This is a genomic window from Clostridium caldaquaticum (assembly GCF_023806125.1).
Taxonomy (GTDB): Bacteria; Bacillota; Clostridia; order Clostridiales; family Clostridiaceae; genus Clostridium_AT; species Clostridium_AT caldaquaticum.
Window position 1 is genome coordinate 64,441 of sequence record NZ_JAMSKT010000003.1, and the last position, 16,335, is coordinate 80,775.

16 protein-coding genes are annotated in these 16,335 nt (G+C 30.6%); 1 reads left to right on the forward strand and 15 read right to left on the reverse strand.

The features are described 5' to 3' along the window. Positions 1 to 28 precede the first annotated feature (28 nt). From M2651_RS02615 to M2651_RS02630, 4 genes are all read right to left on the reverse strand, one after another. Positions 29 to 1,225 (reverse strand): MFS transporter, encoded by a 1,197-nt coding sequence (locus M2651_RS02615; protein ID WP_252130780.1) that lies wholly within the window; start codon positions 1,223 to 1,225, stop codon positions 29 to 31. A 70-nt stretch (positions 1,226 to 1,295) separates the two neighbouring features. Next, positions 1,296 to 2,258, reverse strand: coding sequence for a sugar phosphate isomerase/epimerase family protein (locus M2651_RS02620; protein ID WP_252130781.1), 963 nt, complete (start codon positions 2,256 to 2,258; stop codon positions 1,296 to 1,298). 18 nt (positions 2,259 to 2,276) lie between these two features. Then, positions 2,277 to 2,693: a C-glycoside deglycosidase beta subunit domain-containing protein gene (locus M2651_RS02625; protein WP_252130782.1), complete on the reverse strand. Its 417-nt coding sequence runs from the start codon at positions 2,691 to 2,693 to the stop codon at positions 2,277 to 2,279. A gap of 157 nt (positions 2,694 to 2,850) precedes the next feature. Beyond that, positions 2,851 to 3,627, reverse strand: coding sequence for a MurR/RpiR family transcriptional regulator (locus M2651_RS02630; RefSeq protein WP_252130783.1), 777 nt, complete (start codon positions 3,625 to 3,627; stop codon positions 2,851 to 2,853). Positions 3,628 to 3,766: 139 nt separating this feature from the next. Between M2651_RS02630 and M2651_RS02635 the strand changes: the two genes are divergently transcribed. After that, entirely contained in the window at positions 3,767 to 4,549 is a 783-nt protein-coding gene (locus M2651_RS02635) for a MurR/RpiR family transcriptional regulator (RefSeq protein WP_252130784.1), read from the forward strand. A 45-nt stretch (positions 4,550 to 4,594) separates the two neighbouring features. Here M2651_RS02635 and M2651_RS02640 read toward each other — a convergent pair whose 3' ends face one another. The 11 genes from M2651_RS02640 to M2651_RS02690 all read right to left on the reverse strand — a co-directional run bounded on the left by M2651_RS02640 (position 4,595) and on the right by M2651_RS02690 (position 16,314). After that, positions 4,595 to 5,767, reverse strand: coding sequence for a MalY/PatB family protein (locus tag M2651_RS02640; RefSeq protein ID WP_252130785.1), 1,173 nt, complete (start codon positions 5,765 to 5,767; stop codon positions 4,595 to 4,597). 72 nt (positions 5,768 to 5,839) lie between these two features. Next, a complete protein-coding gene (locus M2651_RS02645; RefSeq protein ID WP_252130786.1) occupies positions 5,840 to 6,685 on the reverse strand; it encodes a DUF3737 family protein in 846 nt (281 codons plus the stop codon). 116 nt (positions 6,686 to 6,801) lie between these two features. After that, positions 6,802 to 7,824 (reverse strand): DUF362 domain-containing protein, encoded by a 1,023-nt coding sequence (locus M2651_RS02650; protein ID WP_252130787.1) that lies wholly within the window; start codon positions 7,822 to 7,824, stop codon positions 6,802 to 6,804. A gap of 41 nt (positions 7,825 to 7,865) precedes the next feature. Beyond that, the gene (locus M2651_RS02655; RefSeq protein WP_252130788.1) at positions 7,866 to 9,044 is read right to left on the reverse strand and encodes an MFS transporter; all 1,179 of its coding nucleotides are present in this window, start codon (positions 9,042 to 9,044) and stop codon (positions 7,866 to 7,868) included. A gap of 332 nt (positions 9,045 to 9,376) precedes the next feature. Next, entirely contained in the window at positions 9,377 to 9,772 is a 396-nt protein-coding gene (locus M2651_RS02660) for a bacteriohemerythrin (RefSeq protein ID WP_252130789.1), read from the reverse strand. Between the two features lie 76 nt (positions 9,773 to 9,848). Then, complete coding sequence (locus M2651_RS02665) at positions 9,849 to 10,244, reverse strand: hypothetical protein (RefSeq protein ID WP_252130790.1); 396 nt, start codon at positions 10,242 to 10,244, stop codon at positions 9,849 to 9,851. Positions 10,245 to 10,469: 225 nt separating this feature from the next. After that, on the reverse strand, positions 10,470 to 11,177 hold the full coding sequence (locus M2651_RS02670) for a PmeII family type II restriction endonuclease (RefSeq protein WP_252130791.1): 708 nt from the start codon (positions 11,175 to 11,177) through the stop codon (positions 10,470 to 10,472). 190 nt (positions 11,178 to 11,367) lie between these two features. Next, positions 11,368 to 12,723, reverse strand: a complete 1,356-nt coding sequence (gene dcm, locus M2651_RS02675; RefSeq protein ID WP_252130792.1) for a DNA (cytosine-5-)-methyltransferase — start codon at positions 12,721 to 12,723, stop codon at positions 11,368 to 11,370. Between the two features lie 418 nt (positions 12,724 to 13,141). Next, positions 13,142 to 13,405, reverse strand: a complete 264-nt coding sequence (locus M2651_RS02680) for a GH39 family glycosyl hydrolase (protein WP_252130793.1) — start codon at positions 13,403 to 13,405, stop codon at positions 13,142 to 13,144. A 304-nt stretch (positions 13,406 to 13,709) separates the two neighbouring features. After that, the gene (locus M2651_RS02685) at positions 13,710 to 15,041 is read right to left on the reverse strand and encodes a carboxylesterase/lipase family protein (protein WP_252130794.1); all 1,332 of its coding nucleotides are present in this window, start codon (positions 15,039 to 15,041) and stop codon (positions 13,710 to 13,712) included. A gap of 316 nt (positions 15,042 to 15,357) precedes the next feature. Then, on the reverse strand, positions 15,358 to 16,314 hold the full coding sequence (locus M2651_RS02690; protein WP_252130795.1) for a flavodoxin family protein: 957 nt from the start codon (positions 16,312 to 16,314) through the stop codon (positions 15,358 to 15,360). Between the last annotated feature and the right edge of the window lie 21 nt (positions 16,315 to 16,335).

Consider the following 16,335-nt stretch of genomic DNA (forward strand, 5'->3'; position numbering starts at 1 on the left):
TTTTACCATATAAAACGTCATTCTGATTTTAGCTCAGTTCTTCTTTATAACTTTTCTGCTCATATTTCGTTTTTATAACAGTAATAAGAAAAATTGCCATCATTGCAATAGCTGATATCATAAACTTTTCTTTTACTCCTCCATCAAACACTGAATTAATTTGATTTACTATGACCGGAGATAGAGCGTTGCCAAAATTACAAAAGGCAAACACAATTGCAATACCTATAGATAGGTTTTGTTCTGTTAGATATTCTGATACAAGAAATGATAGTGATGGTGCAAATATTCCAAGGGCGAAACCTACCAAAAATCCACCAACACAAATAACTGATAAATTGCCAGCTATGGAGATTAACCCAAGTCCTATGGCTGCCATTACTACTGAAAACGAAATTATATACTTATTAAATACTGACAATGTCTTCTTTAATGTAATCCCTGCAAGTATACCACCTAAAGTGCTGAACGTAGATGCAGTACTAGCTTGCACAGTACTTCCAAGCTTTTGTTCAGCTACATATAGGGATATGTTTGTATTATAAGTATTAATGAAGATACATAAAAGAAAACCTATAACAGCAAGATAGAAAACATTTATCCCAATATTGTTATTGTCAGCTTTATTAATCTTTTCTTCAATTCTCCCCCGTGGGAGCAATAACGCAACTGCTAATATTGCGGGTAAAGTAATTAGATAGGAGCCATATGCAAATTTCCAGCCAATTCTAGAAAACTGTCCTCCTAGAATACTGAAAATCATTGCTCCTGAATTTACTACCGCAGCCTGTATTCCCATTAAACTGCCTCGTTCTTCTCCATCAAAGTATTCACAAATCAAGGCTGAAGTAGCAGGAATCAGTGCACCCATACCAATTCCTATAAAACAGCTTGCAATTATTAAAAAGACTATATTGCTGGAAACAATCAGTGGAATACAGCCCCCAAAAAATACAGCCCCAATTGAAAACATTATAATAGTTTTCTTAGTAAATGTTGAGGCTAACCTTCCCGCTAAAAGTGAAAAAGGTACAGTCATTAGCTGTGATATGGTTATAAGCATCTGTATAATAGACACGCTTACATTAGGAAAGCTTGCTGAAATATCAGCAAGAGCAGGGGCTATAGCTATATTAGAGGACATAAATAAGCATCCTGTCAAAATTCCAATTTTGATTTTTGTCAAACTAACTTTTTTTAAGACCTTTTCAGTTGGATTAATCATAATATCTCCTATAACTTAAAACTTCGGGCAAAATTCCTTAACATTCACCCGAAGTTTTCAATTCTGTTTATTATCCTAGTATTTTTTTATTTAATGCCACATATCTCTGAAGCTGTACAGCAGAATCTATAGTTTCATCAAAATGATGTCCTTCGTATTCACTGGCAATATAACCGTTATAACCAAGATCTCTTATTGTTGTAAGGATCTCCTCGTATGGAATACATGGATCATGTTCTCCATCTGCAAGGTAGTAGAACTTTCCGTGAATATAGAAAACACAATCTATAATATCTTTAAGCTGTTCAATACGAGCAGGTGCACTGAATTTATGATAAATTTCTTCAGCAACATGTTTTTCTATCTCTAAAAGATCATCTTTAAGTACTTCCTCTAGAGGTACATTCTGATCATGCTTTTTAATAATCTCATTTAATTTATCTTCTCTGCATCCAAAGGAAATAGATTGGTTTATATATAGCTGGTGCGGTCTTTTCTGGAATATACTGAAATCAGGAACAAAGCCTAAAACTCCCTTGCCTTCCCCCTTCATTATTTCAAAGAATTCCTTCCAAACTGGAACGTCTGGGTGATGAGGGTGATGCATTTCTATTGTAAGCTTTACACCAAGCTGTTTACAGTATGGTATCATTGCTCTGAATATCTTTGGTGATATAGCGTGCTGAGTTCTAACCATTGGGAACCCGGCTTTTTTAGCGTATATTAAATCATTAAGCGTATACTGGATTATTTCTTCCTCTGTTAAATCACGGTCGCTTCTTATACCCATGTCTATATATGCACTCCAGCACACTGGTGTTAATTCATATTTAGCAAGTAAACCTTTAAATTCTTCTATCCATTCATCTGACAGATAAGGATACTCTGGAGCCATTTGTGCCGGTATCATTTCAATACCTTCAAAACCAAGTTCCTTTACCTTTTTTAATAAACCTTCCAAATCTAATTGTTCTGATATATATTCTGTTGAAAAGCTGTAAAGTGATACACCAAGCTTTATTTTATTCTCCATTTTATGTACTCCTTTCTGTTATATAGCATTAAGTGTTTTAGTTACATTGCTGTCTAATACTAGATACTGGCCGAAATATCCTGTATAAGGAACTCTGTGCTTCATAAATACGTTTACCTGATGCTCACCGCTTGTAATTCCTCCATCCTTTAATACTAAGATAGTAGCCTTGTCTCTAACAAACCAATATTCCTTAAATAACTCAGGAAGTTCATCAATTAAAAACTGTTTTCCATTCAGGTAGAATAAAACATCTTTCTTATCAATTTTTTCTCCATCTATCTGAAACTCCAGTTGTTCAATACAACTTAAAAATGCTCCACGGTATGATGGATATTTTATCTTGAACTCATAACCTATAGTTACGCCTTCAACTACTACATTAGTGATTTCATCGTCACAAATAAGTATTTTATTATAAGCCTGAAAATCCATATTATCTCTCCTTGCCTTGTACTTTTTATGTTTCTGCTTCTTAAATTAATTTTATCATTTACTTAGCTTTTTTTAGACATCCATATGGGAGTAAAAGTTTCAGAATATAATTATTAGTTTCTAAAAACAAAACAAGGTTTCAAAATCTGAAACCTTGTTAATCCAAATACATGCTTCTATATTGTATTGATAACAAACTTAAAAACATCTGCAATATATACATATCTATAAGATGAAGCTCCCCTTCAAAGGTAAAACTTAAGTCTGCCTTTTTTAAAATGGAAAAATGTTTAGTATCTGTAATTACACATAGCTTAGCTCCACGTTCTTTTATGGCTGTAATAGTTTTATCAACGGCAGAACTTTCAATACATTTTGGTATAACTAAAATAACTATGCATTGCTTGTCTAATGTTTGTGCATTTTCAAACTGGCTTTTATCATCATTATAAACATCACATATAATACCGCTCATAAATAAATCTGACTGAAGATAAAACTCTGCAAAATTAACTCCGTAGGTATAGATACTAACCCTTTTGCTTCTATGAATCTCTTCAGCTAATCTTCTAAGCTGAGCTTTATCAATTTGTTTCCTGAAATTGACTATTAAATTTTCAAGAGTGTTTAAAAATGCCTCCTGCAAATCTTCCTTTTCTTCTATTTCCTCCATTTTGATATATCTATTAAGATGTTCATATTTTTTAACACAGTCCGACAAATCTTTTTGAAAGTAAGTATAATTCTTATACCCTAATTTTTTTACAAGACGGCTTATTGTTGCTGGAGACGTAAAACACATATTTGCAAGATCATATATATTATAATTTTCAACTTTATCTAAATTAGTTAATATATTGCGTAATACAGAATGAAACATATTATCTTCAGGGGTATTGTTATAAAACGCAATTATATTTTCAAGACCGGTCATAAGCTACACCTCCAAATGCTATATCTATATTATATCCTCTAAAAAATGCTGTAAGCAATATAAATATATGATATAATAAAAAAGGATTTCAGCTGATAAAGTTAATTAGTCTCATAAGATAATTTAGAGGTGAAAACATATGAATATACTAAACAATTTATTCTCATTATATAATAATACTGAAGAAGATAATATATATCATATTGCAATTAAAAATCTGCTTAAGCATTTCGATGAAGTAGAAAATTGCACTATATATGATTTAGCAGAAATATGTTCAGTTTCGAAATCCACCATAGGCAGACTTATACAAAAATTAGGATACAGCAATTTATCTGAATTCAGACATGATATTAAGCTGATACATCAAAAATATACATATTTTAATCGTATTTTGCCTGCAGAAATGCTCCAGTCAGATGAAATGATAGTTATATCATATATTGAAAACATGAAAAACATCTTAACAGATTTAGAAAAAAACATTAATATTGCAGAACTATCCAAAATTGTTGATGCCATGCACGAAGCAAAAATAATAAAATTTTACCCTGGAGGCAAAGTTTTTGCTGAAATTGCTCTGCAGATTAATCTTACAATAGATAATAAAGAGACACTTGCGCTTTCCAGATACGCTGAACAGCTTGAGGATGTAAAAAATCTTGATAATTCCTGTGTCGTGTTTATTACCGGCTTTGATATACCCAACTCAGTGGATATGATGCCCATATTTAAGGGAGCTTATGAGCGCGGTGCCAGAATTGTACTCTTAACAGATACAACTAAATCTCAGTATCAGAAATACTCAGAGTTTACCATAGTTTTAAAAGGACTTCCAACTATGATGCGCTCCTATGGTTCTCTTATGCACCTTGATATACTCAGCGAGTTATATAGAAGGAAATATATTGATAGTAAATAGCTAAAAACCATGGAAATTAGAGCAGTTTCCATGGTCTTTTTATAATTATTCATTATTCATTAAATATAATTTAATCCCCTTTTCCAATCGTTTTAATCCATCTAACAATCGTTCTCTTGGACAGGCAATATTCATTCTTATAAATGTTTTGCCATTAGGTCCATATTCTTCTCCATCAGTTACATATAAACCAGTATTTTCTCTTATAAAACTAGTCAATTTAGCACTTCTTGAACATACTTTTGAGCAGTCTATCCACAATAAATAAGTAGCCCGTGATGGAACAACATAGAGATTTGGAATATTCTCTCTTATAAAATTATTTACTGTATTCTTATTTTCCTTAATATATTCTCTTAATTCATCCAGCCACTCTTCACCTTTAGTATATGCAGCAACTAAAGCTGTAACTGCAAAGCTATTAGGTTCTGCTATCTCGTCTGTATTTATTCCTCGATTAACTTTATGACGAAGCCTTTCATCAGGAACAACAATACAGGCTGTCTGCAGTCCTGCTATATTAAATGTTTTTGTAGGTGCTATACATGTAATGCTGTTTTTAAGGCATTTTTCTGATACGCTTGCAAATGGTATATATTCATGACCAGGTTCAACCAGGTCGCAGTGTATTTCATCTGATAAAACTAAAACATTATGCTTATAACATAACTCTCCAATTCTTTCTAAAGTTTCTTTATCCCATAGTTTTCCAATAGGATTATGAGGATTGCATAAAATCATTAAAGTTGTTTGAGGTAAAGCAAGCTTTTTTTCTAAATCATCAAAATCAATATGATATTCTTGTCCATCATAAACTAAATCACTTGATAAAACATGTCTTCCGTTATTCAATATGGAATTATAAAAAATATTATAAACTGGTGATTGAATTAATACATTTTCACCAACTGTTGTCACTTTCCTTACTATTGAAGAAACTGCAGGAACAACTCCAGTGCAAAACATCATCCAATCCTTTTCTATTTTAAAGTGATGTCGTTTATCCCACCAATTAGCAATAGCCTGAAAAAACTCATGGGGAACAATATTGTAGCCGAAAATTCCATGATTGGCTCTTTTTAAAATAGCTTCAATTATTTCCGGAGCTGTTTGAAAATCCATATCAGCAACCCACATGGGAAGCTCATTTTCTTTTACGTCCCACTTTAAAGAATTAGTATTTCTGCGATTTGTCATTAATGAAAAATTATACTTCACAATTATCTTCCTTTCCGTAATTTATCATTAATTAAATTATATTAACATCTTATGTAATAAAATAGTATACTTTTAATAATCTTCTAAAGTTATAATTTTAGTCTGTTCCGGATTAATTTTAGTTTCGTCCAATATAAGCTCTCCAATACTTTTGGCTTTAATAATTCCACTGATTGGATTCATCACACTGTCAATATTTGATATAACCTCTGCATTAACTGTAGAATACTCAAAAGCAAGTGTAGTATTTAATAATTTACAGTTTTTAAGTACAAGATTTTCTATGTAACAAAGTCCCTGCAAACTGTCAATAGTACAATTAATAAAAGTTAGATTTTTTGAATTCCATCCTAAATATTCACCAATAATTAATGAATCATACACAACAACATCTTCGCAGTTCCAAAATGCATCTTTAGAAAGCATTTTAGCATTATAAATTTCAATATTTTTGCAGCCGTCAAATGCATAATTTCCAGTTAAATGAAAGTTATTTGCTTTAATATTTTTGCTGTTCATGCCGAAGTAGTCACCTCTGGCTGTTACATTTGTTAATTTTATTCCTTCGCAATTCCATAGCGTTTCTTGAGATATAGGCATACTTACATTTTCTAAAGTAATATTTTTAGATCTTCTGAAAGTTTTTGGAGCTTCAATTGTACTTTCTTTTATATTAATATTTTTTGTATACCAAATTCCTGAACGTGCTGTTTCTAATAAAGTTGAGTTTAAAACAGTAACATCAGAACAATACCATAGTGGATATTTCCACTTAAAAATACTGTTTTCAATTATTAAGTTTTCACTTTCTTTTAATGGAGACTCCCCCTCAGCAAAGGTACAATCTATTATTTTTAAATCTTTGCTTTTAAAAAGAGCTCTTTCTCCTGTTAAATATTTTTGCTGAACTAATTCCATATATATTTAACCTCCATAATTTTCAATACTTTATGTTTTTTAATTGACTACATCTTATCTTTTTTCAAAATAAATCCAGTAGAATAAGCTGTAAGCCTTCTACTGGATTTATTTTTTTAATTTATTTCAACAAGCTCATAATCCATTGTTCCTAATCCAATTTTTTCTGCATGTCTAAGAGCCGGCCTGCCTTTTTCAAAAAGTTTCTTCCCGCTGCTTTTCTGAACTAAGTCAAGGCATGCAGCATCTAAGGCAACAGGATCTTTTCCTGCAAGAATACCAATATTATCTGCAATTGGTTTCATATGCGCACCAACACAGTCACACTCCTCAGTAATATTGTGAACAAAAGTTATGTATATAATATCTTTGTCTTTTGCGGCTCCGTAAGCATACTCTGCAAGTTTCTCAAGAAAATTCGAGCCGCTCCAGGTGTTTTCAATTGCACCTTTAGGACAAACAGCAATACATCCAGCACAGCCAATACATTTACTCTCATCAATTACTGCAGTCTCTTCAATTTGGATAGCACTATAGTTGCATTTTTTCACACAAATACCACAGGATACACATCTTTCAGCATCTACTACAGGTGATATTCCTGAATGCTGTTCCAGCTTGCCGCCTCTAGCAGCAAATCCCATAGCAAGCTGCTTAATTGCACCACCGAATCCAGCAGCTATGTGTCCTTTAAAATGACTTACAACAATAAATTGTTTATATTTCCCGTATCCTCTGCCTATTTTACATTTCTTTATATATTCTTTATTTATTTCTATTTCATCATACTCTGTTCCAATATCTCCATCTGCTATTATTATTGGAATCTGTGTAAAGCCATGAGCTTTTGCTGTTTCAATATGACTCTCTGTGGTAGTCCTTGATCCTCTATAGAGCACATTGGTTTCAATATAAGATGGAGATACTCCCTTTTCTTTCAAATAATTTATGACTTCATCGTAGCATTTTGCAGGTATAAAAGTTTTGTTTCCCTTTTCACCGAAATGAACCTTTATAGGTACTTCTTTTTCAAACTGATGTCCAGTTTCTGATACTACTTTTTTAACAAGTTCCAAAGCATCTTTTCCAAGCTTATTATAATCAGACTGTAAATTTTTAATAAAATATACTTTACTCATCTTTGCACCTTCCATTTCCACAATTTAATTTTATTATTTACTTAAAATCCTTCTACATTATTGTTGAATTCATACATATTTATGTTTTTTAATCTGACTCCTAAAGCCAGGCAAATTACACAAATAAAAGAAATAAGCTTAAATAGTGTAAATATTGTAATATGTTCAAGAAGCATTCCTCCAGCTATATTCCCCAAAAATGTTCCAATACCACAGGAAGCAAAATACATTGTCATAGCAGTAGTTTTCATTTTTTGGTGAACTGTTCTATTTAAATAATTAAGTGAAGCTATTAAAAATAAAGGATAGGTTAATGAATGTATTACTTGTATAGCAATTACAAAAATATAAGAATAACTTATTGAGTCTAAAAAAAATCTTAATGCAAAAAATATAATTGCCAATATAAATAAATTTAAATCACTGAATTTTTTTAACAATTTATTTCCTAAAAATAAGATTGGTATTTCACTTATTGCCATAACAAACCAAAGTAAACCAAGTTTTGAAACATCTCCTCCTGTATTTTGTATCAATATTGTAATGTATGAATTATTACAGCCAAAAGAAATATTCACAATAATAACCATAATCAGAAATATTGAAAATTTATTATTTTTAATTATATCGGCAATATCACTTGTATCAATTTTTTCATGAATGCTTTTACCTTTAAATTTAATGCTGATTACAATTAATGCTCCTAAAAACATGACTACTGAAAAAAGAATAAAGGCACTATTTATACCAATAACCTTTACAGCCTGCCCTATACATAGCGTTGTTACACCATATCCTAAAGAACCCATAAGTCTTATCTTGCCATACTGAATTTCTTTATGTTGTTCAATTATTTCATATGTATAAGCATCCGACAAAGGCATGACTGAACTTTGAAAACACAATACTAATATCATACTTATGATAATAAAATAAAACCCTTCAGCAATAATGAATATATAAATAGTTAAAGAGCTTAAAAGCATAGCTGTCATTAAAGAAGTTTTTTTATTTAAGTACTTATCTGTAATAAATCCCCAAACAGGCTGTGCAATTACACCAGCTATAGAATAAAATGCAAGTGCAATTCCTATCTGTGTGTAACTAAAGCCTTTCTGCTGAAAGTAAAATGTGAGAAAAGGAAAAAAACAAGCTATTGCTGCACATACAAAAATATAAAGAAATTTCAATTTAGCTGATAATATATTAGAATTATTCATAAAGCACTCCTTTCTTTACATTAAGTTACTAATCGCATTTTAAACACTTATAATCATATCATAAAGGATAAAGTTAACTTTAAGTCAATATATTATTTTACTTTTTTTAATTTATTAAAATATTGAAGCATCTTATTAAATTTTTGAATTTAATATCTTTATAATTATATTGAATATTAATAAATAAAAAAGAACCGCTTACTTAAAAACGATCCTCTGAAATCTATAGTTTATATAATTATAGATACTTATATATTATAATTCTTCTTTTTATAAGTGTACACAAAATGATAATAACTATATGACATTATGACTCTCACCTTGAAATATTTTTACTTATCACTTACAATGAGTTTGTCCTTTTCTAATATATGTTTTACCAGCCAATCAACTATAAAGTTGATAATTTCCAATAGATATTTATCTTGATTGTAATCTATCTTATTTAAATCAACACTCTTTATCTTTTGAATAAACTCCTCATGCTCGATTTTATGTGAAAAAAACTTTTTATACCCTATTTGACGCATATAATTTTCTTCATCATTAAAATGAAATACTGTATAATCCTCAAGTTCTTTTAAAATTTCTACTATTTTATCATATTTGTCAATATAAAAATTATTATTTAAAATTTCATATGCTCTATTCGCTATTTCCACTAATTTCTTGTGTTCATCATCAATTCTGTCAATACCAATTGAATATTCGTCTTTCCACTTAATCATTGCCTCACTCCACCTTTCTTAACTACTTCTATTTTATATTTTATAATTTTAAAATATAAATATAAGTATAGACGATTTATTTTTTTTTATTTTTTAAAACTTGTGCAATAATTTCTGTGATAAAACCTAAAATTACTCCTATTACTATAATTTCAATATAAATTACTGTACCGATTAAATCTTGCCACCCACTCAAATTCCTAATATATGAAAAAGATGCAAATATTACAGCTACTATATTTGCTATAAAAATTATCATAAAAAAATATTTAAATCCATAATAACCAAAAACACAAATAAATATAGATATTACGCAAGAAATACCTAAAAACACTAAACTCATTTTAGTTATGAATTCCTGCTTAGTTCCAAAACTATAAAAAAAATTTAAAATAATAGTTACTATAATTATCATTATTGGTAATATTTTAAACCAAGTTCTGCTCTTTTTTTCTGGAATAATGTTTTTCAAACTGTTCTCCCCCTCTTTATCATAAAAGTTAAAATAAATCTATAAAAATTCAATAATCTAACTTCATTATAATATTTACAGTATTAGAATACTACATTAAATAATATTTTTTATGCATTTTTTCATAGATTATATTTTTTGTTATTTCTCAATAACATTTATATTTATATAATGAGTATCTTTATATATCTAAGAATATATTTTAACTTTACTTTATATAAGTTATTAAAATAATCCTTTTTCTTCTATTTCTTTAGTAAGCTCTTGTATAACATTTTCTACAAGACTGCTACTATCCTCTTCTATAGCTAATTCACCAATAGCATTTATTAATTCAAAATAAAACTTAGGGTTTCCTGTTAATCTATGCCAAAAATCTTGTCCAACTATTACAGGATAAGTTTCGTTTACTTTCTTATAATGGACGCTTAGCTGCTTTTCAGTACCATAAAATACACCAACAACTAAATCATCTACACTAACCCTTAATCCATTTGTACGAGCTAAATTTTTAACTGCTTTAAAATGATTGTTAATAGTTTCAACATCATCTTTATTAATTGTATTCGGCCCTGATTTAATTTGACAATATTTTTTTCTACCATCAACTTGATCAATAAATTCAATATCTATACCAGATGTAGTTGAAGCAAATCCACCTAAAACATAACTGCAGAACTTCTGCATGTTATTACCAAATGTAGTAGTAATAGAAGTTCCGAGTATGCGTGGATATATTAAAGCTCTTGCCAAACTCTCAGAATTACTGTTTCCTGTCAAATAATTGGATAAATAACTTACTAAAAAAGGATTAATATTAAAATTAGAAAGTTTTTTACACTTTATAGTATTCTTTTTATGGCTTTCTATAACGGATTCCTTAAAAAATTCCTTTGCTTTAACTAAAATCTCATATCTTTGTTGCTCGTCCATATATATCATCCTTTCCCCCTATGCTAACAATATTATAGCATACAGCTTTAAACAGTTCAGCATTTTTATGCTCAATAATACCTTTACTTCAATAAAATAACATTATAAAATTAATATACTTACTTTAATTTATTTTCTTTGTGAAATAATTACAACAAAAAAATAGCCCTATTTTAAAAGGCTAATTTTATTAATCTAATTGATTTAATACGTTTATTATTGATAATCCTACCGCTTTAGCAAACTTTACCGGTACAGCATTTCCTATTTGTTTATATTGTTCACCCATGGAGCCGGTAAATTGCCATGAATCAGGAAAGCTTTGAATTCTGGCATATTCTCTAACTGTAAAAGGTCTCGTTTCATCTGGATGACACCTCTCCGTTTGTTTTTGTGCAGGACTGCAAGTTAGCGTTAGACAAGGCTCTTCCCAAGAAATTCTTCTTGCCATTCCTGTTCTTCCTCCACCTGAATAATAACTCTTGCCCATATATTCCATTGCAATTTCATCCGGCAAATCTTTCCAATAACCTCCAGGTGGAACAAGTTCTAAAACCTTTCGTTTAGTCTCAGGATATTTTGCACCAATAGAATTTGGAACATTGGCTAATGCGTCTCTCAATGTAGGAATATAATCAAATGGTTTAGGATATTTATATTTAATACCTGTAATATCTTCTCTAATCCCTACAATAATTATCCTTTGTCTTTTTTGAGCAACACCATAATTCATGGCATTTAAAACTCTATATTCAACTCTATACCCAATTTCCATAAATACATTCAGCATTGTCCTAAGCGTCTTTCCACCGTCGTGGGATACTAACCCTTTAACATTTTCAGCTAGAAACATTTTAGGTTTTAATTCTCTTAGTATTTCTGCATAATAATAAAACATTGTACCCCTAACGTCCTCTAATCCAAGCTTCTTACCTGCATAACTAAATGCTTGACAAGGATACCCGCCCGATAATACATCAATTTCTATATTTTTATCTATATAATTTCTTATACCCTTTTCTACAACAGTCACTATATTTTCTTCAATAACATTCCAATTTGGTCTATTTATTCTTAAAGTATTACAGCAATGTTTATCTACCTCTACTAGTCCAACAGTATTAAAACCAGCTTCTTCTAAACCTAAAGCTAATCCTCCACCACCCGCAAATAATTCTAAAACATTATAACGTCTTTTAGGCACAATATTCATTATATCAACATAATCATTGTCAGAAGCATATTGTGGCTTATAAATATCATATTTTTCTAATTCTTCGTTTATAAAAGAGTTTTCAGCAGAATAATATTTATTTCGTTCAAATTCTTCACATTCATTTAATTCAGCTATTTCCATAAAATTGACACCCAGAGTATCACAAAGCAGTCGTACATTACTTTTGATAGGGTCAAATTTATCTGATAGTAAAACAGATAACTGATTCTTAGTTATTCCCAAACGTTTAGCCAATTCTGTTTGAGTAGATATATCTTTTTGTTTCATAATGTACCTTACTTTTTCTTTGCTGATTTTTAATTCTTCCATACAAAACGCTCCTAACCCTTATATAAGTTATGAAAATATCTTAACAAAACAAAAGGTTTTTGTAAATGAATTTTTCATAAATTCTGCTAACATGATACTCATCCTCATGGAAAAATTGAAAAATATAAATATTACAATAATTTATCTTTTTTAAGCTTTAATAGTGTAACCATAAAAAACTAACCGTATTTAATTTTTAATCTAACTATATAGTAACAGCTTCTTTCGGTGTCAAAAGTAAATAATACCACAAACAACTTGTGGTGTCTGCTGTGTATTGGCAATAGAAATCACTGCAAATATTATCAATTGTTATCAATATAATTATCAAATTTTATGACAAAGGATAGCATAATTCCCTCTGCTATCCGATGTTATAATTGTATTTTTCTTTATTTTAATAAGATAACTATAAAGCTCATTTAAAAACTGAAACGCAAAAAAAAGCCGGTTTCTTTATACCATCTCTTGTGAGAAGTCCTGAGCCTCCGTTAATAGGCTCAACTGAATCATTTGCAGAAGTAAATTGATCAGAACCAACCCAAAACCCAATCAGATCTACTTTTTCTAATACATCTGCAGCATTCTTTACACAGTATGCAGCCTGATAGCAGGAGTCATTTTGATAATTTCTGCTTGAAACAGTAGAATTCCACTCTGTTACATAAATCTTACAATTCATATTTATCCTTCCTTGAGATATAATAATATTGTATCAGAGTTTCTGACACATAAATCTTTTATCTCTGAGCTTACTTCAAGATTAAATTCATAGCTGTTATAAATATATTTCATGCCAAAACAACCTCTTATAACTAATAAATTCTAAATAACATAACCTTATACTGATAAATTATTATTACTTATTCAATTATACATAAATTTAATACAAAAATGCAGATAACACTGCTGTATTAGAATGAAATCTGCATTTCTTTATTAATTATATAATTAAATAAAACTAAATTCTAATTTTTACTTTGTAACTATACGTCAAATTCCATAACAAAGGGATTTTTCTCTGAACAAGGCTTCCATTCCGGCAAATTTATTGAATTTGGATTTCCTTTTTTCATAAAATTCGTCCAATAATCAAGCATTTTTTCAGAAAGCTCATAATCCTTATCAGTTAATGGACGCCAGCAGTTTTTTAATGTTCCAAACATGTACCACAATTCAGCAGAATGAAATGCACCTGCATTATCACCTGGCATGCATCTTTTAAAATAATATACATAAGCCGGCTTTCTCCCGAGTTTTTCCTGCATTAAACTCCATCCAAGGCATCCTTGCTGCAGTCTGCTGTTACACTCTTTTGCTTCTTTCTCAGTAACAGTTATATCATGACGGGTAGAACCTATCATTACAGGCACATCATGAGTCCTTCCGCCTGCAGCTAAATTATCATAGCTATCCTCAACAACATAGCCATTCATTACTGGTTTATATATAAGTCCTTTGCCTGCCTGCATTACTTCAGCTACTATTTGTTTTTGTAATTGAAGAATTTTTTCCATAGGAAGCTTTCTTAGTTCATAAAGAGAAGATACTCCTGAAAGCTCAACTATACGATTACCGAAAGTAAAAGCTTCATCCAATGTAATATCTTCGTCAAGAATTTTAGGATATCCTCCACCGCTCTGTATTATTGCTTTAGAAAATTTCCCCTTTGTATATGTTGATGATAAAAGTGTCTGAACACTAATAGCACCAGCTGACTGGCCGAAAATTGTAATATTATCAGCATCTCCGCCAAATTCTGCAATATTGTCTCTAACCCAGTTCAGTGCTGCTATCTGATCCAGTATTCCATAGTTTCCACAGGCAGCTGCATCTTCTTCATAAACCCAAGGATGTGCAAAAAAACCCAAAAGTCCGCAGCGATAATTAATTGTTACAAGAATAACATCTCTTTTTGCATATGCATTAGTTCTAAATTCTAATTCATGTCCGGTTCCACCTGAAAACGCACCTCCATGAATATAAAAAGCTACCGGCAGCTTTTCTGTAACTTCTTTATCTGGTACCCATATATTTAAATACAAACAATCTTCGTCTATAGGTGTAGCATATATAGAATCACTATAAAATTCTTTCTTGAAAAAGTTATCAGGTAAATCCCATTCTGTCTGTGGAGAACGATTACCAAAATGATCTGCTTTATAAATTCCTTCAAAAGGTGCTAAAGGTTTTGGGGCTGAAAATCTTAAGTCTCCGATTGGTGGTTTAGCATAAGGAATCCCTTTAAATACTATGCAACCGTCTTCACGGACGCCCTCTATTAATCCTAATTTTGTTTTCACAACCACTTGTCTCATAATACCCTCCTTTTTTTCTGAAGCATGCAAAGATTTTTAAACTTTGTATCTCCTATATTTTATATTTTCAAATATAATTACTTAAGTTCATTATATCAGAATAAGAAAAACATAGCTTTATTAAACTAGTCCAATTATTTTTAAATTCTTGTGGACTAGTTGTTTTAAACTCACAGCACGGTAAAATTTTGCAAATTGTTAGTGCAAAATCTGCAAATAATTTAAACTCCCCTTATAGCTGAAGGTATATTACCTAAACTAACTACTATAAGGAGAGCCTTTTATAACTATTCAGTATTAATCTTTATTATTTTATCTACTTTGTCAGCTTATCAAAATCTTTATATCTTTGCAGTAATGCTGGCAATCTATCCTTTGCAGCCTGAAGCTTAGGACCTGCTATAGCTCCAAAACCTGTGATTTCTAAATAATGTTCTAAAAGTCCTTCATAGGTTCCTCTAGCTCTTGCCTGCTGCTCTTTAGAGAAGGTTACATTTACTTTATCACCATCTACTGAAAGTTTTCCTTCAATTCCACAAACAGGACATTCTACTGTAGTTGTACCATTTAAAGTAATTAAATTTTGATGACAGACTGGACATGTTCCTTCTTCACCATACCATTCTATTTCTTCATCTGGTTTTCCAACTGCTTCTGTTACTTTAACTCCAAGTGTATTAGCATTAGCTATTAGAGCTTCATCTAATACCGGATTTCCTGTTTCACCCATTTTATATGCATCAATTTCACCAACAGCCTTCATTCCTGATGATATGCCGAAAAGGTGAAGTGTTGGAAGTCCCATAGATACCCAGTTTTTAGTTGTAGCACCACCCACTGAAATATAACCAACATATCTCTTTTTGAAATATCTTGGATCAACTGGATTGTCAGTTTCTCCTCTTTCCATACGTTTATCCTGTTCTGCCTTCATTGCTGCCATGTCATGCATAGGTCCAAATCTATCTACGAAATCTTTAAATTGTCCAACTGGCTGAAGAACATAAACTGGAGCTCCTACTATTATTGCATCTGCATCAAGAACTTTTTGCTCAAGCTCATGATAGTCATCTTTAATTATACACTTTGCATCTTTTCCTTGTCTAAATCCTGAACTGCATGCTCCGCAGCCTATACATCTGCCTATGTTCATGCTGACAGTATTAACAAATTCAACTTCTGCACCTTTAGACTTAGCTCCAAACAATGCCTCCTTTACTAATATATCTGTATTACCCATTTTTCTTCCGAATGAAATTCCTAATACTTTCATGTTCTAACTCCTTTTTATAAA